The sequence below is a fragment of the Streptomyces sp. NPDC055815 genome (genome assembly GCF_053616475.1).
The window spans coordinates 30,744-50,717 of the sequence record NZ_JBSHDU010000027.1; the positions used below are offsets into that span (position 1 = coordinate 30,744).

17 protein-coding genes are annotated in these 19,974 nt (G+C 73.7%); 7 read left to right on the forward strand and 10 right to left on the reverse strand.

Features of this window, described 5'->3' with window-relative positions; genetic code table 11:
- Positions 1-125 precede the first annotated feature (125 nt).
- The 8 genes from ACWGN5_RS18835 to ACWGN5_RS18870 form a co-directional block, all read right to left on the reverse strand.
- A complete protein-coding gene (locus tag ACWGN5_RS18835; RefSeq protein ID WP_453516393.1) occupies positions 126-893 on the reverse strand; it encodes a class F sortase in 768 nt (255 codons plus the stop codon).
- Positions 880-1,602, reverse strand: coding sequence for a hypothetical protein (locus ACWGN5_RS18840; RefSeq protein ID WP_453516395.1), 723 nt, complete (start codon positions 1,600-1,602; stop codon positions 880-882). The genes ACWGN5_RS18835 and ACWGN5_RS18840 overlap by 14 nt, the downstream gene beginning before the upstream one ends.
- A gap of 167 nt (positions 1,603-1,769) precedes the next feature.
- Positions 1,770-3,212 (reverse strand): CitMHS family transporter, encoded by a 1,443-nt coding sequence (locus ACWGN5_RS18845; protein WP_453516396.1) that lies wholly within the window; start codon positions 3,210-3,212, stop codon positions 1,770-1,772.
- 147 nt (positions 3,213-3,359) lie between these two features.
- Positions 3,360-5,558 (reverse strand): molybdopterin-dependent oxidoreductase, encoded by a 2,199-nt coding sequence (locus ACWGN5_RS18850; RefSeq protein ID WP_453516398.1) that lies wholly within the window; start codon positions 5,556-5,558, stop codon positions 3,360-3,362.
- A gap of 75 nt (positions 5,559-5,633) precedes the next feature.
- Positions 5,634-6,332 (reverse strand): TetR family transcriptional regulator, encoded by a 699-nt coding sequence (locus tag ACWGN5_RS18855; protein ID WP_453516400.1) that lies wholly within the window; start codon positions 6,330-6,332, stop codon positions 5,634-5,636.
- Between the two features lie 19 nt (positions 6,333-6,351).
- On the reverse strand, positions 6,352-7,647 hold the full coding sequence (locus ACWGN5_RS18860; RefSeq protein ID WP_453516401.1) for a hypothetical protein: 1,296 nt from the start codon (positions 7,645-7,647) through the stop codon (positions 6,352-6,354).
- Positions 7,644-8,519 (reverse strand): hypothetical protein, encoded by an 876-nt coding sequence (locus tag ACWGN5_RS18865; RefSeq protein WP_453516403.1) that lies wholly within the window; start codon positions 8,517-8,519, stop codon positions 7,644-7,646. Before ACWGN5_RS18865 ends, ACWGN5_RS18860 begins: the two co-directional genes overlap by 4 nt.
- Positions 8,516-10,756 (reverse strand): right-handed parallel beta-helix repeat-containing protein, encoded by a 2,241-nt coding sequence (locus tag ACWGN5_RS18870; RefSeq protein ID WP_453516404.1) that lies wholly within the window; start codon positions 10,754-10,756, stop codon positions 8,516-8,518. The genes ACWGN5_RS18865 and ACWGN5_RS18870 overlap by 4 nt, the downstream gene beginning before the upstream one ends.
- A gap of 224 nt (positions 10,757-10,980) precedes the next feature.
- On the opposite strand from ACWGN5_RS18870, the gene hmgA reads away from it, so the two are divergent.
- From hmgA to ACWGN5_RS18890, 4 genes are all read left to right on the forward strand, one after another.
- On the forward strand, positions 10,981-12,294 hold the full coding sequence (gene hmgA / locus ACWGN5_RS18875) for a homogentisate 1,2-dioxygenase (RefSeq protein ID WP_453516406.1): 1,314 nt from the start codon (positions 10,981-10,983) through the stop codon (positions 12,292-12,294).
- A gap of 40 nt (positions 12,295-12,334) precedes the next feature.
- Positions 12,335-13,084 (forward strand): GntR family transcriptional regulator, encoded by a 750-nt coding sequence (locus ACWGN5_RS18880; protein ID WP_351190500.1) that lies wholly within the window; start codon positions 12,335-12,337, stop codon positions 13,082-13,084.
- 116 nt (positions 13,085-13,200) lie between these two features.
- A complete protein-coding gene (locus ACWGN5_RS18885) occupies positions 13,201-14,196 on the forward strand; it encodes a hypothetical protein (RefSeq protein ID WP_453516407.1) in 996 nt (331 codons plus the stop codon).
- A gap of 54 nt (positions 14,197-14,250) precedes the next feature.
- On the forward strand, positions 14,251-15,513 hold the full coding sequence (locus tag ACWGN5_RS18890; RefSeq protein ID WP_453516409.1) for a type ISP restriction/modification enzyme: 1,263 nt from the start codon (positions 14,251-14,253) through the stop codon (positions 15,511-15,513).
- Here the strand turns inward: ACWGN5_RS18890 and ACWGN5_RS18895 are convergent.
- Entirely contained in the window at positions 15,500-16,243 is a 744-nt protein-coding gene (locus ACWGN5_RS18895) for a TetR/AcrR family transcriptional regulator (protein ID WP_453516411.1), read from the reverse strand. The genes ACWGN5_RS18890 and ACWGN5_RS18895 overlap by 14 nt on opposite strands.
- Positions 16,244-16,306: 63 nt before the next feature.
- Here ACWGN5_RS18895 and ACWGN5_RS18900 point away from each other — a divergent pair, with 63 nt between their 5' ends.
- The 3 genes from ACWGN5_RS18900 (at position 16,307) to ACWGN5_RS18910 (ending at position 19,337) form a co-directional block, all read left to right on the forward strand.
- The gene (locus ACWGN5_RS18900; protein WP_453516412.1) at positions 16,307-17,245 is read left to right on the forward strand and encodes an ATP-binding cassette domain-containing protein; all 939 of its coding nucleotides are present in this window, start codon (positions 16,307-16,309) and stop codon (positions 17,243-17,245) included.
- The gene (locus tag ACWGN5_RS18905; RefSeq protein WP_453516414.1) at positions 17,242-18,018 is read left to right on the forward strand and encodes an ABC transporter permease; all 777 of its coding nucleotides are present in this window, start codon (positions 17,242-17,244) and stop codon (positions 18,016-18,018) included. The genes ACWGN5_RS18900 and ACWGN5_RS18905 overlap by 4 nt, the downstream gene beginning before the upstream one ends.
- 101 nt (positions 18,019-18,119) lie before the next feature.
- Positions 18,120-19,337: a CaiB/BaiF CoA transferase family protein gene (locus tag ACWGN5_RS18910; RefSeq protein ID WP_453516416.1), complete on the forward strand. Its 1,218-nt coding sequence runs from the start codon at positions 18,120-18,122 to the stop codon at positions 19,335-19,337.
- A 138-nt stretch (positions 19,338-19,475) separates the two neighbouring features.
- Here ACWGN5_RS18910 and ACWGN5_RS18915 read toward each other — a convergent pair whose 3' ends face one another.
- Positions 19,476-19,748, reverse strand: coding sequence for a hypothetical protein (locus ACWGN5_RS18915; protein ID WP_351190512.1), 273 nt, complete (start codon positions 19,746-19,748; stop codon positions 19,476-19,478).
- Between the last annotated feature and the right edge of the window lie 226 nt (positions 19,749-19,974).

A 19,974-nucleotide genomic window follows, 5' to 3' on the forward strand; every position in this document is an offset into this window, starting at 1 on the left:
GGGGTTCGGTCCGTGGGCCGGGTGTTCGCGTCCGTGGGCCGGGTCTCCGATCCGTGGGCCGGGTCTCCAGTCCGTGGGCCGGGGGGTTCGGTCCGTGGGCCGGGTGTGCGGTCCGTGGGCCTCGGTCAGATCTTCTGGGCGATCTCGGTGAGGTGGGCGAAGACGACGATGTTCGCCTCGTACCCCTTGCCGCGGTCGAAGGTCCCGCCGCAGGTGAGCAGCCGCAGTTCGGGCCGCCCGGTGTCTCCGTACACCTCCTTGTCGGGGAAGTCGCTCTTGGCGTACGTCCGGACCCGGTCGACCGTGAAGACGGCGACCTTGCCGTCGGCGCGGGCGACCCGGACGGTGTTGCCGGGGCTGAGCGAGTTGAGGTTGAGGAAGACGGCGGGCCCGGTGCGGGTGTCGCGGTGGCCGACGACGACGGCGGTCCCGCGTTCGCCGGGCGTGGACCCCCTGGCGTACCAGCCGACGACGCGGGGGTCGTCGACGGGCGGTGTGCCGAGCCGGCCGGTGGCGTCGAGGCCGAGTTCGATGACGGGGGCCTCGATGGTGATGGCCGGGACGGCGACGGTGACGGGGCGCGAACGGGCCAGTGGCGCGGGCGGGGGCGACGGCCGCGGTGTGGGTCTGGCCTTGGGCAGCGCCCTGTTCTTCGCCTTGTGGTCCAGGGCGGCGGGTGCCCCGGCCGTCGCCCCGGCCCGGCCGTGGGCGGCGGGGCCGTGGGCGGCGGGGCCGGGGGTGGCCGGGCCTGCGGCGAGCGGCGGGTCCGCCGGTTCCTCGTCGCCGGCCCACCAGACGCCCCCGGTCACCAGGACGGTGGTCACGGCCACGGTCCTGGTGAGCCGGATCAGGCGTCGCTGCCTGCGCGTGAAGCGGGACCTACGCGGCGCCATTGTCGCGGCGGCGCGAGCGGCGGATCAGGACCAGTCCGGCCGTGCCGGCGAGGCCGGCGGCGACGGCCGCCCCGACGCCGAAGGCGGAGGAGTCCTCGGCGGCGAGCTGCGCGCTGCCGCCGCCGCCCGCGCCGACCGGGCCGTGCGGGGGCTTGCCGTGGCCGTGGCCGTGGCCGCCGTTTCCGCCGTTGCCGTTACCGCCGTTGCCGTTGCCCCCGTTCCCGTTGCCGCCGTTCCCGTTGCCTCCGTTGCCGTTGCCGCCGTTGCCGCCGTTCTGGCAGTTGCTGATGACGTTGAAGACCTTCGACTTCGGGGCGCCGAGCTTGCCCTCCCAGGTCCATTCGACCTTGTACATGCCGATCGGCAGGGAGATCGGTCCGGCGGCCCCGTCACCGTTGGCGTTGAGCGGGACGGTGCCGGACCTCAGCGGGGTGCTGCCCTGGTTGTTTCCGGGCGGGCCGGGCTGCGGGTAGATCGCGTAGTCGATGCTCGGGAGTCCGTCGAAGTTGAGGGCGGCGAGGCGGAAGGGGCAGTCGACTCGGGGCTCGTTCACCGGGCTGGTGTCGGCCGTCGTCGACTGGTGCACCTTGACGTCGCCGTCGTCGCCCGGCGCGGCGAAGGCCGCCTGGGCACCCCCGAGGGTGACGGCGCTGAGTGCCATGGTGGCGAGCACCGTGCGGAGCAGGGTACGGGTGGGGGGTGTCGTCATCGTGGAGGTCCTCCAGTCGTGAGCACATCGGACGCTTACTGCGATAATCCGACTATCTGTCACAACATGGACACGGAGGGTGGCGACCCGTCGCACCACCCTCCGACTTCCACCCGTCCGGCTCACTCCCGCCGCCGCACACGACCGGGGCGTGGGCCGGTCCGGGGTCAGATGATCCCGAAGAGGATCCCGGCCGCGAGCACGACCAGCGAGGTCAGCGCGGCCCACTTCACCGTGAACCTGGTGTGGTCGCCGAACTCCACCTTGGCCATGCCGACGAGCACGTACACGGCGGGCACCAGCGGGCTCGACATGTGCAGCGCCTGGCCGACCAGCGAGGCCCGGGCGATCTCCAGGGGCGACACGCCGTGCGCCGCGCCCGCCTCCGCGAGGACCGGCAGCACGCCGAAGTAGAAGCCGTCGTTCGACATGAAGTACGTGAGCGGGATGCTCAGTACACCGGTGACCAGGGCCATGTGCGGGCCCATGCCCGCCGGGATGGCGCCGACGAGCCAGTCGGCCATGTGCTTGACCATGCCCGTGCCGGTGAGGACGCCGGTGAAGACGGCGGCGGCGAAGACCATGCCGGTGACGTTGAGGACGTTGTCCGCGTGGGCGGCGATGCGCTCCTTCTGCTCGGCCATCTTCGGGTAGTTGACGGTGAGCGCGAGGGCGGCGCCGAGGAGGAACAGCACCGGGATCGGCAGCAGTTCGAGGATCATCGCGGTGAGCAGCGCGACCGTGAGCCCGGCGTTGAACCAGTACAGCCTGGGCCGGAGCGTCGTACGGTTCGGGTCGAGCCCCTGGAACCCGTCACCGGCGTGGTCGTCGGCTCCCGAGTCCGTGCCGCCCGTGGCGCCCGAGGCCTGACCGGCCCCGGCCGCGCCCGTGCCCTTGCCGCTCTTTCCCTTGCTCTTGCCGCTCTTGCCCTTACCGCCGCCCGCCGTGACCAGCACCGCCTCGGTCTCCGGAACCAGGGCCTCGTCGAGGGTGAGGTAGCCGATCCGCTTGCGCTCGCGGCGACCCAGCACGTACGCCAGGGCGAAGACGAAGAGCAGGCCCACGCCGAGCGCGGGGATCATCGGCACGAAGATGTCGCCGGCGTCCAGCTTGAGCGCGGTCGCGGCGCGGGCGGTGGGGCCGCCCCACGGCAGGGTGTTCATGACGCCGTTGGCGGTGGCGGCAACACCCGTCATGACCACCAGGCTCATCTTGAGCCGCTTGTAGAGCGGATACAGCGCCGAGACCGTGATCATGAAGGTGGTGGAACCGTCACCGTCCAGGGAGACGATCGCGGCGAGCACCGCCGTACCCACGACGACCCGCACGGGGTCGGCCTTGCAGAAGCGCAGGATGCCCCGGACGATCGGATCGAAGAGACCGACGTCGATCATGACGCCGAAGTAGACGATCGCGAACATCAGCATCGCGGCGGTCGGCGCCAGCTTGCCGACGCCTTCGATGACGTAGTCGCCGAGCTGGGCCCCCTGCCCGACCGCGACGCAGAACAGCGCGGGAATCAGTACGAGCGCCGCGATCGGCGACATCTTTTTCAGCATGATCAGGACCAGGAAGGTCGCGATCATGGCGAAGCCGAGGACGGTCAGCATGGAGGACACCTCACGTTCACCCTTGAACTGCCGCCGAGCGGCGGTGCGGATGACGGTAGGTGCCCTCTTCCGCCGTTAACAAGATGTTGACGCGTGAGCAATACGAGCAAAACCCCAGGTCACGGCCGTGGTGACGGGTGGGGCCGACTACAGCGGCGACACCTCCACCGGGAATCCGTTGAGGACGGCGGTGCCGGAGAGGGGGTCGATCCGGGAGCCGTCGAGCAGCTGGTTGACGTTGACGCCGGGGCGCTCGGACGCGACGGCGAGCCGGGTGCCGGGCCGGTCGTGGCCCCAGCCGTGCGGGAGGCTCACGACCCCCGGCCGCACGCCGTCGGTGACCTCCACCGGCACCTCCAGCTCACCGCCCTCGCCCTTGACCCTGGCCGGCCCGCCATCGACCAGCCGCAGCCGCTCCGCGTCCTCGGGGTGCACCTGGAGGGTGCAGCGGTTCGTCCCCCCGCCGAGGGCGGGCGTGTTGTGCAGCCAGCTGTTGTTCGACCGCAGGTGCCTGCGCCCGACGAGCTGGAGGGTCCCCGGCTCGGGTACGGCGTCGAGGGCGGCGCGCAGCCGGGGCAGGTCGGCGGCGAGCGGTGCCGGGAACAGTTCGATCCGTCCGCTGCGGGTCTTGAGGAGCCCCGGCAGGCGCGGCTTCAGCGGCCCGAGGTCGATGCCGTGGGGGTGCGCCTTCAGTTCGTCGAGCGTGAGTCCGTACGGGCCGAGCCGCAGCATCAGGTCGAGTCGCCGCTCGGCCCCGGTGGCCCCGGTGAGCCGGGCGGCGAACTCCTTGGGATCCGCGCCGTACGCCGGCGAGTGCTCCTGCGTCACGGCCTTGGCGAGGGTGGTGTCGACGGCGAGGTCGTCGACGGCGGACGGCGGCGCGCCGTGCATCCCGGACACGGCGAGGATCAGCCGGGCGTGGATCTCGCACTCGTCCATGCGGTCCGCTTCCAGGGGGACGGCCGCCGGTGTGTAGCGGGCCTGGTCGCGGACGGCGAAGGCGTTGAAGGCGAAGTCGAAGTGGGCGCTGCGCGAGGGTGGCGGCGGGGGCAGCAGGACGTCGGCGTGCCGGGTGGTCTCGTTGAGGTACGGGTCGACGGCGACCATCAAGTCGAGGGAGCCGAGGGCCGCGTCGAGGCGGTCCCCGTCGGGCGCGGAGAGGACCGGGTTGGCGGCGACGGTGATCAGCGCGCGGATGCGCCCCTCCCCCGGCGTCTCGATCTCCTCGGCGAGGGCGACGAGCGGCAACTCGCCCTTGGTCTCGGGGTGGTGGGAGACGCGGCTGTGCCGGCGGCCGAGGGCGAAGCCTCTGCCGGGTCCTGCGGGGCGCGGGGCGGGGGCGGTGGCGGAGAGCGGGAAGAGCGCGCCGCCGGGCCGGTCGAGGTTGCCGGTGAGGACGTTGAGCACGTCGACGAGCCAGTTGGCGAGGCTGCCGTACGCCACGGTGGAGCTGCCCATCCGCCCGTAGACGGCGGCGGTGGGCGCGGCGGCGAGCTCCCGGGCGAGGGCGCGGATGGTGTCCGCGTCCACGTCGCAGGCGGCGGCGACCGCTTCGGGGCTGAACTCCCGCACCGCGGCCCGTACCTCCTCGACGCCCTCCACGTGGGCGGCGAGCGGGCCGAGGTCGGTGAGCTCCTCGTCGTAGAGCGTGTGGACGAGGGCCGCGAGGAGCAGCGCGTCGGCGCCGGGGCGGATCGCGACGTGCCGGTCGGCGAGGCGGGCGGTGCGGGTGCGCCGGGGGTCGACGACGGTGAGGGTGCCGCCGCGCCGGCGCAGTGCCTTGAGCCTGCCCGGGAAGTCGGGGGCGGTGCACAGGCTGCCGTTGGAGTCCAGGGGGTTGGCGCCGAGGATCAGCAGGTGGTCGGTGCGGTCCAGGTCCGGCACGGGGACGGCGAAGGGGTCCCCGAAGAGCAGCCCACTGGAGACGTGCTTGGGCATCTGGTCGAGCGTGGAGGCGGTGAAGAGGTTCCTGGTGCGCAGCGCGCCGATCAGCAGGGGCGGGTAGAGGGCGCCGGCGATGGTGTGCGCGTTGGGGTTGCCCAGGACGATACCCACCGCGTCCGGCCCGTACTCCTCGATGAGCGGGCGGATTCGGGCGGCGATCGTGTCGAACGCCTCGGCCCAGGTGGCCTCCTGGAGTCTGCCGTCCTTGCGGACCAGCGGGGTGCGGAGCCGGTCCGGGTCGGCGTCTATCTCGGGGAAGGAGGCCCCTTTGGGGCAGATGAACCCCTTGCTGAAGACGTCCTCGCGGTCGCCGCGAGCCCCGGTGACGCGGCTTCCGTCGAGCGTCAGGGTGAGTCCGCAGGTCGCTTCGCAGAGGGGGCAGATGCGCAGGGCGGTGGGCATGGCGTCTCCCTGGGTGCGTCGGGTGACGCCGAGCCTACCGACCGGTAGGCACGGGCGGGAGGGGCCTGCGGAAGGTCACGAGAGCGAGGGCGCCAGGTAGGCGTGGAGCAGGCACCGCGTCTCGGCGACGAGCGCCGGGTCTCCGGCGGGGTCCGCGCGGAAGGCGAGCCGGACGAGGGCGTCGGCGGTCTCGACGCCGACGAGGACCTTCCGGTGCAGCTCCTCGTCGGCGGCGCGGCCCAGGTGGGTGGCGAGGAGGGCGCAGATGCGTTCGGCGACGAGCCGGTTGGGGTCCTCCGCGGCGGCGTCGGACGAGCCGCCGTCCGGGCCCTCGGCCGTGCCGTCCGCCGGGCCGTCCGCCGCGGCCTCTCCGGGTGCGGCGGCGGGGACGCCGAAGTCGACGAGCGCGAAGCCGGGGACGGTCCGCTTCATCTCGATGAACTCGTCGAGGACGCCGTCGATGGCGCCGTGCGCGTCGAGGACGGCCGCCCCGGCGAGGCGGTCCGAGACCCGCTCGGCGTACCGGTCGAGGTTCCGGTGGGCGAGGGCGGCGACCATCGCCCGCTTGTTGCCGAAGAAGCGGTACACGGAGCCGATAGGGACGCCGGCGCGGGCCGCGACGGAGCGGGTGCTCAACTGCTCGTACCCGGTCTCGTCGAGGAGTACGGCACAGGCGTCGAGGATCCGGGTCAGCCGCTCGGCGCTCCGCTGCTGCACGGGGGCGCGGCGGAGGGCGGGCTGGGTTCGGGGACGGGTCTGGGGCACGGGGTCCATGATGCCGCTCCGGTCCGGTTCAGGCGATCAGCAGGCCGATGCCGCCGAGGGTGTACGCGATCATCAGCGCGAACAGCGGGAGTTGGCCGGCGACGGCCCGGGCGGGCGGGAAGAGGCGCACGGACCGGTCGTGCGCGGCGACGACACCGAGGACGTGACCGGTGACGATCGCGGCGACCTGGAGGGCGGCGAGGCCCCCGGGGCCCAGTGGTGGAGCGGGTGAGGGGGCGTTGTCAGTGCCCCCTGCCATGATGACTGTCCGTGGCCCTTCGGTCACGAAAAGCGAGAAGTAGTGGGCCACGAGATAGCCGAGGGCGATGGGCAGGAGCGAGTGGGCGAAGGAGGTGAGCGGAGTGGTGAGTCCGGGGTTCATCAGGCGCAGGGCGCCGGCGCAGAGGCCGTAGCAGGCGGCGGCGAGGGCGACGGATGCGAGGAGGCCGAGCGTGGCGGTGGGGACGGGGCCGAGGGAGGAGGTCTGGAGGGTGGTGATCCATCGGGGGTTGTCGGAGAGGCCGTCGTAGGCGGTGGAGCCGAGGAGGACGCAGACGGTGGCGACGAGACCTGGGGTCTGGGGGGTGGAGTCGAGGCCGTGGAAGGGGGAGCGCAGGACAAGACGGCCGTCGGCGCGGCGGCCAAGGGGTGAGAGCCGGGCGAGAAGGGAGGAGTAGACCTCGAAGGGGTCGGCGTGGGCGAACCACCGGTCGCCGTAGCGGGCGGCGCCCAGGAGTTGGACGCCGGTGTGGGTGGCGAGGGCGGTCAGGAGGGTGGTGGTGGAGGTGTTGTCGGGGGCGACGAGCTCCAGCCAGGTGAAGAGGAGGAGTCCCGCGGCGGCGGGCCGGATGCCGAGGGCGGCGGGCAGGGGGCGCGGGTTCCTGGGCGGGCGGAGGGCGTGGAGGGCGCGCAGGGGGTTGAGGAGGCGCCAGACGGGGCCGAGGAGGAGGGAGGCGGGGACGAGTCCGACCCAGAGGAGGACGTAGAGGGCGCCGGGCGCGGGGTTGCGGTCGGGGTCGTCGGGGCCGAGGAGGAGGTGGAGGAGGAAGACGAGGGCGGTGGCGGTGCCGAGGAGGCGGAGGGCGGTCCGGGTGGCCGGGGCGTCGGCCACCCGCTGGAGGACGGCGGGGAGCGGGCGGCCGGAGAGGTCGCCGCGGAAGCGGGAGGAGGACCAGAGCAGGCCGAGGGCGAGGAAGGAGACGAGGAGGGCGGTGAAGGCGCCGGCGTAGGCGTAGAAGGGAGAGAGGGGGAGGTCGTGCCGGGAGCCCACGCCGTGGGCGAGCGGGGTCCCGAAAAACTCTGCGGTGGCGGGGACGGGGCTCATCGGACGACGAGTTGGGTCAGCACGAGTCCGGACTCGTGGGTCTCGACCTCGAAGAGGCCGGTGCGGTCCGCGGTGAGGGTGAGGGTCGCGGGCCTGCCGGGAGAGAGGGGGAGTTCGCGGTCGTAGCCGTGCACGTGGAGGGTGTCGGCGCGGTCGCTGGGGACGCGGAGGGTGAGGCGCTCGCCCTTCTTCAACTCGATGCGGGAGGGAGGTGGCTGGACGGTCGTTCCGGCGATGGTGAGGGTGACGGTGCGGCCGGGGTCGGTGGCCCGGGGGCTGAGTGGCACGGAAGGGGAGGTGGTGGCGGGGGCGCCGCCGAGGCGGACGGTGGCTTGGACGGGGGCGCCGTCGACGGCCCAGACGGTGTGGTCGTCCGCGTGGAGCCGGACGGTCAGGGTGTGGCCACCGGGCGGCACATAGCCCCAGGGACCGTACAGGCGGGCGGTCTCCCGGCCGTCGACGAGGAGGCGGGCGTGGCCCCGGCCCGGGAGGGCCGCGCCGCCGGTGCTCTCCGGGGTGAAGCGGAACCTCTCCACCGTGAGGTGGACGTTCCAGCCGCCCTCGGAGTCGGGGCGGGCCTCGGCCCTGACGGTGGGCGCGTCCGCCGCGGGGAGCTCCCGGAGCCGGTGTCCGCCCTCGTCCCGGGCGGCGAGCAGGGTGCCGCTGGCGCCGGTGGCCTCCTGATGGCTGGTGCCGGGCTTGTGGTGGGTGGTGGGCCGGCCGCCGCAGCCTGCGAGGAGGAACGCGACGGCGGTCACGAGGGCGACGAGAGGGGCGGTGACCGTGCGGGCGGAGGCCGGGCGCGCGGCAGCCGGGCCTGCGGTCACCCGCAGGGAGGCGGACCGAGGAGCCGTGGCGCGCGGCGGCCTCATGTCGTCACCGGTTCCGGGCCGGTGGCCGGGGGCTCGGGCGGGCCGTCCACCGGGGGCGCGGCCGGCGCCTCGGTGGTGCCGTCGGTGGGGGTGGCGCCTTCGGTGGGGGTGGCGCCGTCGGTGGGGGTGGTGCCGTCGGTGGGGGTGGTGCCGGCACGGCTGGCGGTACGGACGGTTTCGTCGGTGCGGCTGGTGCCGTTGGTGCGGACGGTGCCGTGGGTGGGGGTGGGTCTGGCTCCGGATGCGATGACTGCCCACAGCACCCAGACCACGCCGAGCAGGAGGCGGAGCCAGGCGGGGCTCACGGGGATGCCGGGGAGCATGAGGACCGCCTTGTCGAAGGCGTCGAGGAGGGTGAGGGCGCCGAGGGCCGCCGTGGTCCAGGCGAGGGCGGGGCGGGTGGGGCGCAGGGCGAGGCCGATGAGGGTCCACCAGGTGCCCATGAGGAGGAGCGCGACGGCGGGGAGGGCGGTGGGGGTGAGGGCGAGGGTCGAGCCGGCGACGTCGAGGGCGAGGCCCAGGAGGCCGAGGAGGGTGGCCGCGGTGGCGAGGCGGTGGCCGCGCAGTCGGCGCCACCAGAGGGCGCCGCCGGCGAGGGCCAGGACGAGGGCGGTGCCGAGGGCGAGCTGGGTCTCGACGCGCTGGAGGCCCCGGGCGCCGTACCAGTCGCAGCCGGCCGGGAGGCGGCGGGCCTGGACGTTGTAGTCGGCGCAGACGAGGAGCTGGGCGAGTTTGACGGGTTCGCCGACGAGCCGGTCGGTGTTGCCGGAGACCTCTCCGCGGCGGGCTCCGCAGGCGGGCGGGGCGCCGGGGGTGGCGGCGCCGGCGTCGGACTGCCAGCAGTTGCCGTCGCCCTGGCCGTCCCACCAGACGTCGCTGCGGTTGGGGCGGGCGTGGCCGGCCCTGTCGACGCCGAGATGGTTGCCGGCGTAGCGGTTGTGGTGGGAGGTGTCGGTCTGCTTGCCCCAGGTGGACTCGCCGCGGATGAAGGCGGGGACGGCGCTGAGGAAGAAGGCGGCGCGCTGGTGGCCGTAGACCCAGTTGTCCTCGTAGAGGTTCCAGTTGCCGCCGGCGGTGATGATGCCGGTGCCGGGCGGCATGGAGATCTGGGGGCAGACGACGCCCTGTTCGTAGCCGCGGTCGACGGGCGGCTTGGCGCAGGTGCCGTCGGCGACGTACGGGTAGTAGTTCTGGTTGTTGTCGTGGATCAGGTTGCGCGCGAAGTGGGCGTGGTTCTGCGGGAGTCCGGGGTGGCCGGGGAAGGCGGAGTCCATGGAGGCGCCGCCCATGTTGTGGTCGAACTCGTTGTCGTGGACGTAGACGGAGTCTCCGGCGGTGCCGCTGTAGCCGACCATGTTGTGGTGGCTGCGGCAGCCGGTGATCTCGATGGCGTAGCGGGGGACGTCGTAGCCGTGGCCGTCGTTGATGTTCGAGGCCGAGCCGGGGTAGATGCCGGAGTCGCCGTTCCCGTAGGACTCGCAGTTCTTGTAGAGGCCGTGGTCGGAGGCGAAGGTCAGGAAGCCGTACTCGTCGTTCCAGCGGGTGAGGACGTCGTCGATGACGAAGCCGTCGGCGGCGAGGACGTACAGGGAGTTGAAGGTGGTGCGCTGGGCGGTGAAGTTGCGGAAGTAGACGCCGTCGGAGCCGTCGGCACGGATCGCGTTGAGCTTCTGGTACTTGGCGTCGACGACGACGTCGAGGCGGGAGGCGCCGGTGCCTTCGATCTGGAGGTTCTTCTTGCCGAGGATCGCGACCAGGTTCTGGTTGTGCGGGCACTGGAGCTGCTGCGCGTAGCTGAGGATCTGGTAGCCGAGCCCGGACTTCGGGGCCTTGAGGGTGGCGCAGGCGCCGGTGGGCGGCGGCAGGGAGGGCTCCTCCTCGTAGAGGCCGGGGAGGATCGCGATGGTCATGCCGGGCCGGTCGACGGCGTCGACGGCCTGCTGGAGGTGGCGGTGGCCGTTGGTGGCGCAGCGCGCGAAGAGGGCGAGGTTGCGGGCCTTGAGGGCGGCGGGGAAGCCGGAGATCCGGCGTTCGAAGTCGGCCCGGTCGGTCTTGCAGACGAGGAGGTCGGGTTCGCCGGTGCGGAGTGTCGGCACGGTGCCGGTTCCGTCGGGGAGGGTGACGGGCCGTTCCTCGTGGGCCTGGGCGAGAGGAGCGGTGAACAGGGCCGCGGCGAGCGCCACGAGCACGACCGAGAGCACGGAGACGAATCTTCGGGTCCACGAGGTCCACGACATGCGCGTGAGAGTAGAGGAATGTTCATCTTTTTGGACCCCTCGTGCACGGACCCAACGTGCACGGACCCCTGCGCACGAACCCCCCGCGCACGGACCCCTCATGCACGGACCCCTCGCGCGCGGACCGAACGGCCATCGGAGACCGGCGCCCCGTTGACGTAGGCCGCGCGGAATCCTACGGTCATCCATAGGATTCCCTTGCGGGCTCAGGACAGGAGCGGTCGATGACCACGGAGCAGGCCAGGAAGACGGCCGAGGCGCTCACCTACAGCACCGGTTTCGGCAACGAGCACAGCTCGGAGGCGGTCCCCGGCGCACTGCCGGACGGCCGGAACTCGCCGCAGCGCGCCCCCCTCGGCCTCTACGCCGAGCAGCTCAGCGGCAGCGCCTTCACCGAGCCGCGGGCCCACAACCGCCGCTCCTGGCTCTACCGGATCCGCCCCTCGGCCGCGCACCCGCCGTTCACCCGGATCGACAACGGCGCCCTCGCCGGCGCCCCGTTCACCGAGACGGTGCCCGACCCCAACCGGCTGCGCTGGAACCCGCTGCCCGAGCCGGCGCCCGGCACCGACTGGCTGGCCGGACTGTGGACCCTGGGCGGCAACGGCGACGCGACGCAGCGCACGGGCATGGCCGTGCACCTCTACCACGCGAACGCCTCCATGGAGCGGGTCTTCGGCGACGCCGACGGCGAGCTGCTGATCGTCCCGGAGCGCGGCGGCCTCCTCCTCCGCACCGAGCTGGGCCTGCTGGCCGCCCACCCGGGCGAGGTGGCGCTGATCCCGCGCGGCGTCCGCTTCCGCGTCGAGCTCCTGGACGAGACGGCCCGCGGTTACGTCTGCGAGAACTACGGCGCCCCGTTCCAGCTGCCCGACCTCGGCCCGATCGGCGCGAACGGCCTCGCCAACGCCCGTGACTTCCGCGCCCCGGTCGCCGCCTACGAGGACGTCGAGGGCCCGGTCGAGGTGGTCAACAAGTACTGCGGCAACCTCTGGTCGGCGACGTACGGCCACTCGCCGCTCGACGTCGTCGCCTGGCACGGCAACCACACCCCGTACGTCTACGACCTGCGCCGTTTCAACGTCATCGGCACCATCTCGTACGACCACCCGGACCCGTCGATCTTCACGGTCCTCACCTCGCCCTCGGACACCCCGGGGCTCGCCGGCGTCGACTTCGTGGTCTTCGCCCCGCGCTGGCTGGTCGGCGAGGACACCTTCCGCCCGCCGTACTTCCACCGGAACGTGATGAGCGAGTACATGGGCCTCATCGAGGGCGCCTACGACGCCAAGGCCGAAGGCTTCGTGCCCGGCGGCGGCTCGCTGCACAACATGATGTCGGCGCACGGCCCCGACCGGGAGACCTTCGACCGGGCGAGCGCCGCCGAGCTGAAGCCGCAGAAGATCGACGACGGTCTGGCCTTCATGTTCGAGACCCGCTGGCCGGTGACCGCGACCCCGCAGGCCGCGACCGCCGACCATCTGCAGAAGGGGTACGACGACGTATGGCAGGGTCTTGAGCGCCACTTCCGGCCGTAGTGTCTCGGCCGTAAGCCCGTAGTCTTCGTACGGAGAACCCGTGACCGCCTTCGCTCCCGACTCGCTGGTCCTGAACCGCAAGCTGCCGCTCTGGTATCAGGTCTCGCAGTCGTTGCGCGCCTCGATACTGGGCCGCACGCCCGACGCCTCGCTGCGGCTGCCCACCGAGGAGCAGCTCGCCGCGCACTACGGCGTGAGCGTGCTGACCATGCGCCAGGCCCTCAAGGAACTGGAGGAGGAGGGCCTGATCAGCAGGCACCGGCGGCGCGGGACCTTCATCGAGCCGGGCGCGCGACGGTCCACCCCGCGCCGGCTGCTCGGCTCGATCGACGCGATCGTGGCCCAGCAGTCCGGCGAGCGGACCACGGTCCTCGGGCACGGCACGGAGCCGGTGCCGGGGGAGCTCGCGGAGTACTTCCCCGATGTGCCGGAGGTCGTGGCGTACCGGCGGCTGCGCAGCGACGGGGAGAGCGGCGAGCCGACGAACTGGGCGGAGAACGCGGTACGGCCCGAGCTCGCCGCCGCGATCGACCCGGCCGATCTGGAGCGCTGGCCGATGACGAAGGTGCTGCGGGACGTGGTCGGGGTGCGGATCAGCCGCATCACGGACACGGTCGAGGCCCGCCTGGCGGACCCGGAGACGGCGGGACTGCTCCAGGTCCCGCTGCTCTCCCCGATCCTCCACTACACCGGTGTGACCTACGACGAGGACGGCCGGGTCGTCGACGTGGCCCGGATCCGCTACCGGGGCGACCGCTTCTCCTTCACGGTCACGGTCGAGGCGCACTGACGCAGGCGCGGCGGTTCCTGCCGGGCCCCGGCAGGGACGGCGGGCGACACGCTGCCGGAGCCGTCCCCTCGACCTCGGCCCCGCCCCGTGCCAGGGTGACGGCGGGGGATGATCACATGAGGCACGTACCTTTCTTCCGCTGGGTCCTGACGGCCGGTGTCACGGTCTTCGCGTGCTCGGTGGGGCTGTACGCGATCGAGCCGGACGCGGGGGTGCCCGCGACGCGCCAGATCGACCTGGCGGTGGTCCACGAGGAGGCCGACGGCACCTGCCGGGTCCGGTGGAGCGATCCGTACGAGAAGAAGACGCGGGAGGGGCCCTACCACTGCGACGCCGGCCGGAGCGAGCTGCTCAAGGCGCCGAACTACGGGGACAGCCGGGGCTACGGCTGGGCGTCCGGGTTCATGTACACGGAAGGGCCGGACCGGGGAGACCTGTACGACGTCGAAGGCCCGGCGGAGGAGGACCTCTCCACCCCGGACGCGCTCCTGCTGCTGGGCGTGCTGCTGATGCTGACCGGGCTGGTCGGCGAGAACCTCCGCGCCCTCCCCCGGGTCCTCGGCGTGGAGGCGCGGCTCGTGCGCCGCGCGGTCCGGCTGGCCGAGGCCGCCGGGTGGGCGTCCGAGGACTACGCGCGGGCGGTGGACGCGGTGCGGGACGCCGGGCGGCGGGGGGAGCTCGGCGAGGCGCCGGACCCCGAGCTGCTCCGTGCCCTGTGGGTGCTGCGGGAGGCCGGACCGCAGGCGGACGCGGCGGCGGCCGCCGCCCGGGAGCTCGCGGACCGGCTGCGCCCGCTGCTCGAGCAGGCGGCCCCCGCCGCCGGTCTCGGCAACAGGCTCCAGGCCGGACCGACGGCCCGCGCCGAGGCGGCGGCCGCGGTCGCCGAGCTGCGCCGGCTGCTGGCCGACGCCGAACGGCAGGGCCTGCGGGAGCGGTTCGCGCAGACCTCGGTCGACCTGCTCAGGGGGCAGGACGCCGACCGGGCCGCCCTCGCGGCCGGGGCGGACTTCGCGCGGGACCCCGAGGCGTACCGCAGGCTCCTTGAGGGCCTCGCTCAGCTCGAACCGGCGGCCCGGGCGGAACCTCCACGAGGCCGCCGTCGGCTCCCCTGACGGGTCGGCCCCGGTGCGGCCGGCGCTGGCCCCGTACGGACGGCGCTCGTTAGCATGCGGGGCGTGACGGAAGCCCCCAGAACGGAAGCCCACCGAACAGAGGCCCGCCGAACGGAAGCCCCCGGACCGGAAGCCCCCGCGCCTCTCCTCGACGAGCTGATGCCGTGGTCGGTGGCCCCGCTGCGGTTCGGGCGGTCCTGGATCGTCGCCCCGGACGCCCGCACCCTGCGCATCCGCTGGGACCGGCTGGTGGCCGCGGAGGGCGCCGAGCGGGAGGCGCTGTTCCGGCCGAGCCGGGCGCGGACCCAGGCGAGCGCGGTGGGCGCGCTGCCCGGGCAGCGGACCGGCACCGCGCGGTTCGCGCGCGAGGCGGGGCCGTGCCCGGACCCGGTGCGGGTGGCGCACGGGCCGTTCGACGAGCAGTGGCTGCTGCCGGACCACCGGCTGATCGACACGGCCCGCCCGGAGCTGTGGCGGGTCGCCGGGGAGCCGCAGCTCTTCGCCGTCGAGCAGGGGTACGTGCCGGGGGCGGCGGGACCCGCGCTCCTGGTGTCGGCGGCGCTGCCGGAGGGCCGCTCCCCGGCGGGCCGGCCGGGCCGCATCCGGCCGCTGTTCCGGCGCCCCGGCGGCCGGGAGCCCAATCTGGCGCCCGGTCTGCTCGACTTCCTCGGGAAGCGGTACGGGGGCGAGGTCGACGCCCGTGACTGGCTGGCGTGGACGGTGGCGGCCGCCCTCCCCTCCCCCGCCGGCTGCCGTGTCCCGCTGCCGGCCGACCCAGAGGTGTGGGCGGCGGGCGTGGCGCTGGGCCGGGAGCTCGCCGATGTGCAGGTGCGCGGCGCCCTGAGCGGGACGAGGCCCCGGCTGCCGGGCGGGCGCCGTCCCTATGTGCGTGCGGCGGTCCCGGCGCGGCCGACGACGATGACGTACGACTCCGAGGGCGAGGTGCTCGACGTCGGCGGGGGCCTGGTCTCCCCCGTACCGGCGGAGGCCTGGGAGTACCGGGTCGGTGGGGTGCGGGTCCTGGAGCAGTGGTTCGCGCACCGGACGGCCCCGGCGGAGCCGGGCTCGCTGGAGGCGATCGGGCCGGCCGCCTGGCCGCAGGAGTGGACCTCGGAGCTGCTGGAGCTGGTCACGGTGCTGGCGCTGCTGGGTGCGCGGGAGGCGGAGCGCGCGGCGCTCGAAGCGGAAACGGGAGGCCTCGGCAGGGCGGCCCTCGAAGCGGCCGGAATTCTTCCCGTACCGTCCTGGTCGCGCCGCCCCGCCTCCGTACTGGACCATCAGGAGGAGGGCCCGGAGGGCCAGTTCATGCTCCTGTGACCGGCGCTCCCGGGGCCGCGGGGTCGAAGGAGTCGAGGAGCCGGGCGATGGTCATCGCGAAGATCTCGTCGGCGTCGACGGGGGCGGCGGGGGCCTCGGCGAGCAGTGCGGCGAGGTGCGGGTACGCGCCGGTCGCGACCTGCCCCATGAGGTAGGCGCCGCGCACGGCCTGCTCCTCCGCCTCGGACCAGGGCAGTCCGCGGGCGCGTTCGGCGATGGCCTGCTCGTTGGCGACGGTCGCCATGACCGTGCCGTTGACCATGGCGATCAGCTGCATCTTGAGCCCGGCGGGCTGGTTCAGGGGGGCGAGGCAGCCGAGGCACCACTCAAGGAAGCGCAGGGCGTTGGGGCTGAAGCCGTAGGCGGTGGTCATCACCCGGGCCAGCCAGGGGTGGCGGTACATGATCGCGCGGCTCTGGTGGGCGATCGCGGTCATGTCGGCGCGCCAGTCGCCGCTCGGCTCCTCGGGGAGTTCGTACTCGCCGCTGACCGCGTCGACCATCAGCTCGTACAGGTCCTCCTTGCGGGGGACGTAGTTGTAGAGCGACATGGTGCCGCAGCCGAGTTCGGCGGCGACGCGGCGCATGGAGACCGCGTCGATGCCGTCTGCGTCGGCGATGCGGACGGCCGCGGCCACGATGTCCCGCCGGCTGTAGGCCGGTTTCGGGCCGCGGCCCGCGCGCTCGGGCCGCGCCCAGATCACTTCCGGTTCGGCCGCTCGGCCCGCCATGGATCATCACCTCGCTCACCATCGTAGTTACGTACGCCGTACGTAGTGGGGTATGGTCGCGCCATGACGACTACGTACGCTGTACTTAGTGAAGGCCTGCGGAAGCGTTACGGCGACGTCCATGCCCTCCGCGGCCTCGACCTCGCCGTTCCCGAGGGCACGGTCTGCGGCGTCCTCGGCCCCAACGGCGCCGGCAAGACCACCGCCGTCCGCGTCCTCACCACCCTGGTCGCGCCCGACGCGGGCAGCGCGCTCGTCGCGGGCCACGACGTGGTGCGCGACCCGGCGGGGGTACGGAAGCGGATCGCGGTCACCGGGCAGTACGCCTCCGTCGACGGCGACCTCACCGGCGCCGAGAACCTGCGGCTCTTCGCCCGGCTCCTGCGCGCCCCGCGCTCCCGCGCCGACGAACTCCTGGAGCGCTTCGGCCTGACCGCGGCCGCCGGACGGCCCGCCCGCACCTACTCCGGCGGCATGCGGCGCCGCCTCGACCTGGCCGCGAGCCTGCTCGTGCCGCCGCGGGTGCTCTTCCTCGACGAGCCCACGACCGGGCTCGACCCGCACAGCCGGAACGAGATCTGGGACGCCGTACGGGAGTTGGCGGCCGACGGCACGACCGTGCTGCTCACCACCCAGTACCTGGAGGAGGCCGACCAGCTCGCCGACGACATCGTGCTCGTCGACGAGGGGCGGGCCGCGCAGCGCGGCACCCCGGCCGAACTCAAGGCGCTCGTCGGCAGCTACGCCGAGGTCGTCGTCGCCGACCCGTCCGCCCTGGCGGCGGCCGCGGCCGTCCTCGACCAGCTGACCGGTTCGGCGCCCGTCCTGGACGCCGAACGGCGCACGGTCGGCGCGGTGACCACCGACACCACGCTCACCCTCCCCCGGATCGTCCGCGAGATCGACGCGGCCGGGGTCCACATCGTCGACGCCTCCCTGCGTCCGCCCACCCTCGACGAGGTGTTCCTGCGCCTCACCGACCGGAAGGAGCTCGTCGCGTGAGCGCCCTCGTGCACGACGGGACCGCCGTCCTCGGCCGCCACCTCCAGCGGATCCGGCACGCGCCCGCGATCACCGTCATGACGCAGACGATGCCGATCGTCTTCCTGCTGTTCTTCGGATACGTCTTCGGCAGCGCGCTCGCGGCGCCCGGCGCCGAGTACCGGGCCTTCCTGGTGCCCGGCATGCTCGTGGCGACGGCGTCGGGCGGCCTGATGACGGGCATGTTCCAGGCCGCGCAGGACGCGCACCGGGGCGTCATGGACCGCTTCCGCACCCTGCCGGTGAGCCGGGCCGCCGTCCCCCTCGGACAGGCCCTCGCCGATCTCCTCGCGAGCGCCGTCGGCACGGTCCCGCTGCTCCTCGTCGGCCTCGCCATGGGCTGGCGGATCGAGGGCACGCTCCCCGAGGCCCTGGGCGCCTTCGGCCTGCTGCTGCTCTTCCGCTTCGCGACGACCTGGATCGGGATCCTGCTCGGCCTGGCCTCGAAGAGCGAGGAGGCGGCCGGGCAGCTCGGCAGCGCCACGTTCATGCTGCCGCTGCTGTCCAACGCGTACATCCCCACCGACGGCATGCCCGGCTGGCTGCGGACGGTCGCCGAGTGGAATCCCCTCTCGGCGGTCACCACGGCCGTCCGCGAACTCTTCGGCAACGCGCCGGTCCCGGCGGACGCGGCCTGGCCGGTGGCCCACCCGGTCGCGGGCGCGCTGCTCTGGTCCCTCGGTCTCATCGCCGTCTTCGCCCCGCTCGCGGTGCGCAGGTACGCGCGGGGGTGACGAAGGGCCGGGCGCGCGGAGCCGGCCCCGGCCGCCTGGGTGACCCGCGTGACGAAGGCCCTGGTGACAACGGGCGGCCCGGCACGGTAGGCAGAACGGTCATGAGCACTCAGCCCCTCCCCCACGGCACTCAGCCCCTCCCCCTCGCCGGGGTCACCGTCGTCGCCGTCGAGCAGGCCGTCGCCGCCCCCTTCGCCACCCGGCAGCTCGCCGACCTCGGCGCCCGCGTCGTCAAGATCGAGCGTCCCGACGGCGGGGACTTCGCCCGCGGTTACGACACCGCCGCCCGGGGCCTCGCCTCCCACTTCGTGTGGTGCAACCGCGGCAAGGAGTCGGTGGCCGTCGATCTCAAGGACCCACGGGGCCTGGCGCTCGTCCGGAAGATGGTGGCCGGCGCCGACGTCTTCGTGCAGAACCTGGCGCAGGGCGCGGCGGCCCGCCTCGGCCTCGACGCCGCCACCCTGTGCGCCGCGCACCCGTGGCTGATCGCGGTGGACGTCTCGGGGTACGGCGCGGAGGGGCCGTACGCGCACAAGCGGGCCTACGACATGCTCGTCCAGTGCGAGGCGGGTCTCGTGTCGGTGACCGGCACGCCCGAGCAGCCCGTCAAGTCGGGGATCCCGGCCGCCGACATCGCGGCCGGGATGTACGCCTTCTCCGGTGTCCTCGCGGCCCTCGTCCGGCGCGGCACGACCGGCAGGGGCGGCCCGGTGGAGGTCTCCCTGCTCGACTCGCTGGCCGAGTGGATGGGGCATCCGCTGCACCACGGGATGCACGGGGGCACTCCCCCGGCGCGCACGGGGCTCGCGCACGCGGTGATCGCCCCGTACGACGCCTATCCGACGGCGGACGGCGGTCTGGTCCTGCTCTCCGTGCAGAACGACCGGGAGTGGCGGCGGCTCGCCGAGCGGGTCCTCGGCCGGCCCGAGCTCGCCGAGGCCCCGGAGTTCGCGACGAACACGGCACGGGTGGCGGGGCGCGGGGCGACGGACGCGGTGGTCGCGGCGGCGCTCGCCCCGCTGACGGCGGACGAGGCGCTGGCCCGGCTGGACGCGGCGGGCATCGCCTGCGCCCGGCTCAACTCGGTGGCGGAGCTGGCGGACCATCCGCAGCTGACGGCGCGTGACCGCTGGCGGGAGGTGGAGTCGCCGGTGGGGCCGCTGCGCTCCCTGCTGCCGCCGATCGTGTTCCCGGACGCACCGGAGCCGCGGATGGACCGGATCCCCGCGCTCGGCCAGGACACGGACGAGGTGCTCGCCGAGCTCGGGGTGCCGGAGGCGGAGGTGAAGGAGCTGCGGAGCGCGGGGGTGATCGCCTGACGGGGAGGGGTGGACGACCCCCGGGTGCGCCTCCGGGTACACCTCGGGGTACGCCTCCGGGTACGACGGAGCGCCGGACGGGCGGGGACACGTCCGGCGGGGTCGTGGTCGGGGCCGTACGGGCGGCCGAGGAGTCCGCTAGCGGCGCGTGCCGAAGAGCGAGCGGCGCAGCCGGCGGAGCGGGGCGAAGAGCGAGACCCGCGCGCTGCGGCTGCGGTGACCGTGCACCGGCGCCTCGTGCGTACGCGTCGTCAGTTCCCGCATGAGCAGCGTCGCCTCGGCCACGTCGCGCTGCGGCACGGCGGGGCCGCCGAGCACCGCGAGATGGCGGTCGAGTCGCGAACTGGTCGCGCTGCTCCCGCAGGTGATGGCAGGCACTCGCGGCCTGCTGCGCATTGCTATCTGTTCCATGTCACTCCCCACCCGTACAAGGGCACCCGGCCCGGGCAGGTTAACCCTATCGCTCCATCGTGACACCCGTGTATCCCGGCGGCGGGATTCACCGCACTCGTACGGGGGTTGACGGTGACTGTCCGAATACATCTGATTCCAGGGCGAGTTGGACAGCACTCGAACACCTGCCGAACCATCACGAACCATCCTGCACCCCGGACCGTCATCCACGGACACGAGGGCG

Coding starts and splice junctions, on each gene's coding strand:
- ACWGN5_RS18870 (WP_453516404.1), bottom strand. CDS start 10,756: ATGTCGTGGACCTCGTGGACCCGAAGATTCGTCTCCGTGCTCTCGGTC.
- ACWGN5_RS18860 (WP_453516401.1), bottom strand. CDS start 7,647: ATGAGCCCCGTCCCCGCCACCGCAGAGTTTTTCGGGACCCCGCTCGCC.
- ACWGN5_RS18890 (WP_453516409.1), top strand. CDS start 14,251: ATGCGGGGCGTGACGGAAGCCCCCAGAACGGAAGCCCACCGAACAGAG.
- ACWGN5_RS18895 (WP_453516411.1), bottom strand. CDS start 16,243: ATGGCGGGCCGAGCGGCCGAACCGGAAGTGATCTGGGCGCGGCCCGAG.
- ACWGN5_RS18915 (WP_351190512.1), bottom strand. CDS start 19,748: ATGGAACAGATAGCAATGCGCAGCAGGCCGCGAGTGCCTGCCATCACC.
- ACWGN5_RS18850 (WP_453516398.1), bottom strand. CDS start 5,558: ATGCCCACCGCCCTGCGCATCTGCCCCCTCTGCGAAGCGACCTGCGGA.
- ACWGN5_RS18835 (WP_453516393.1), bottom strand. CDS start 893: ATGGCGCCGCGTAGGTCCCGCTTCACGCGCAGGCAGCGACGCCTGATC.
- ACWGN5_RS18865 (WP_453516403.1), bottom strand. CDS start 8,519: ATGAGGCCGCCGCGCGCCACGGCTCCTCGGTCCGCCTCCCTGCGGGTG.
- ACWGN5_RS18855 (WP_453516400.1), bottom strand. CDS start 6,332: ATGGACCCCGTGCCCCAGACCCGTCCCCGAACCCAGCCCGCCCTCCGC.
- ACWGN5_RS18900 (WP_453516412.1), top strand. CDS start 16,307: ATGACGACTACGTACGCTGTACTTAGTGAAGGCCTGCGGAAGCGTTAC.
- ACWGN5_RS18910 (WP_453516416.1), top strand. CDS start 18,120: ATGAGCACTCAGCCCCTCCCCCACGGCACTCAGCCCCTCCCCCTCGCC.
- ACWGN5_RS18885 (WP_453516407.1), top strand. CDS start 13,201: ATGAGGCACGTACCTTTCTTCCGCTGGGTCCTGACGGCCGGTGTCACG.
- ACWGN5_RS18845 (WP_453516396.1), bottom strand. CDS start 3,212: ATGCTGACCGTCCTCGGCTTCGCCATGATCGCGACCTTCCTGGTCCTG.
- hmgA (WP_453516406.1), top strand. CDS start 10,981: ATGACCACGGAGCAGGCCAGGAAGACGGCCGAGGCGCTCACCTACAGC.
- ACWGN5_RS18840 (WP_453516395.1), bottom strand. CDS start 1,602: ATGACGACACCCCCCACCCGTACCCTGCTCCGCACGGTGCTCGCCACC.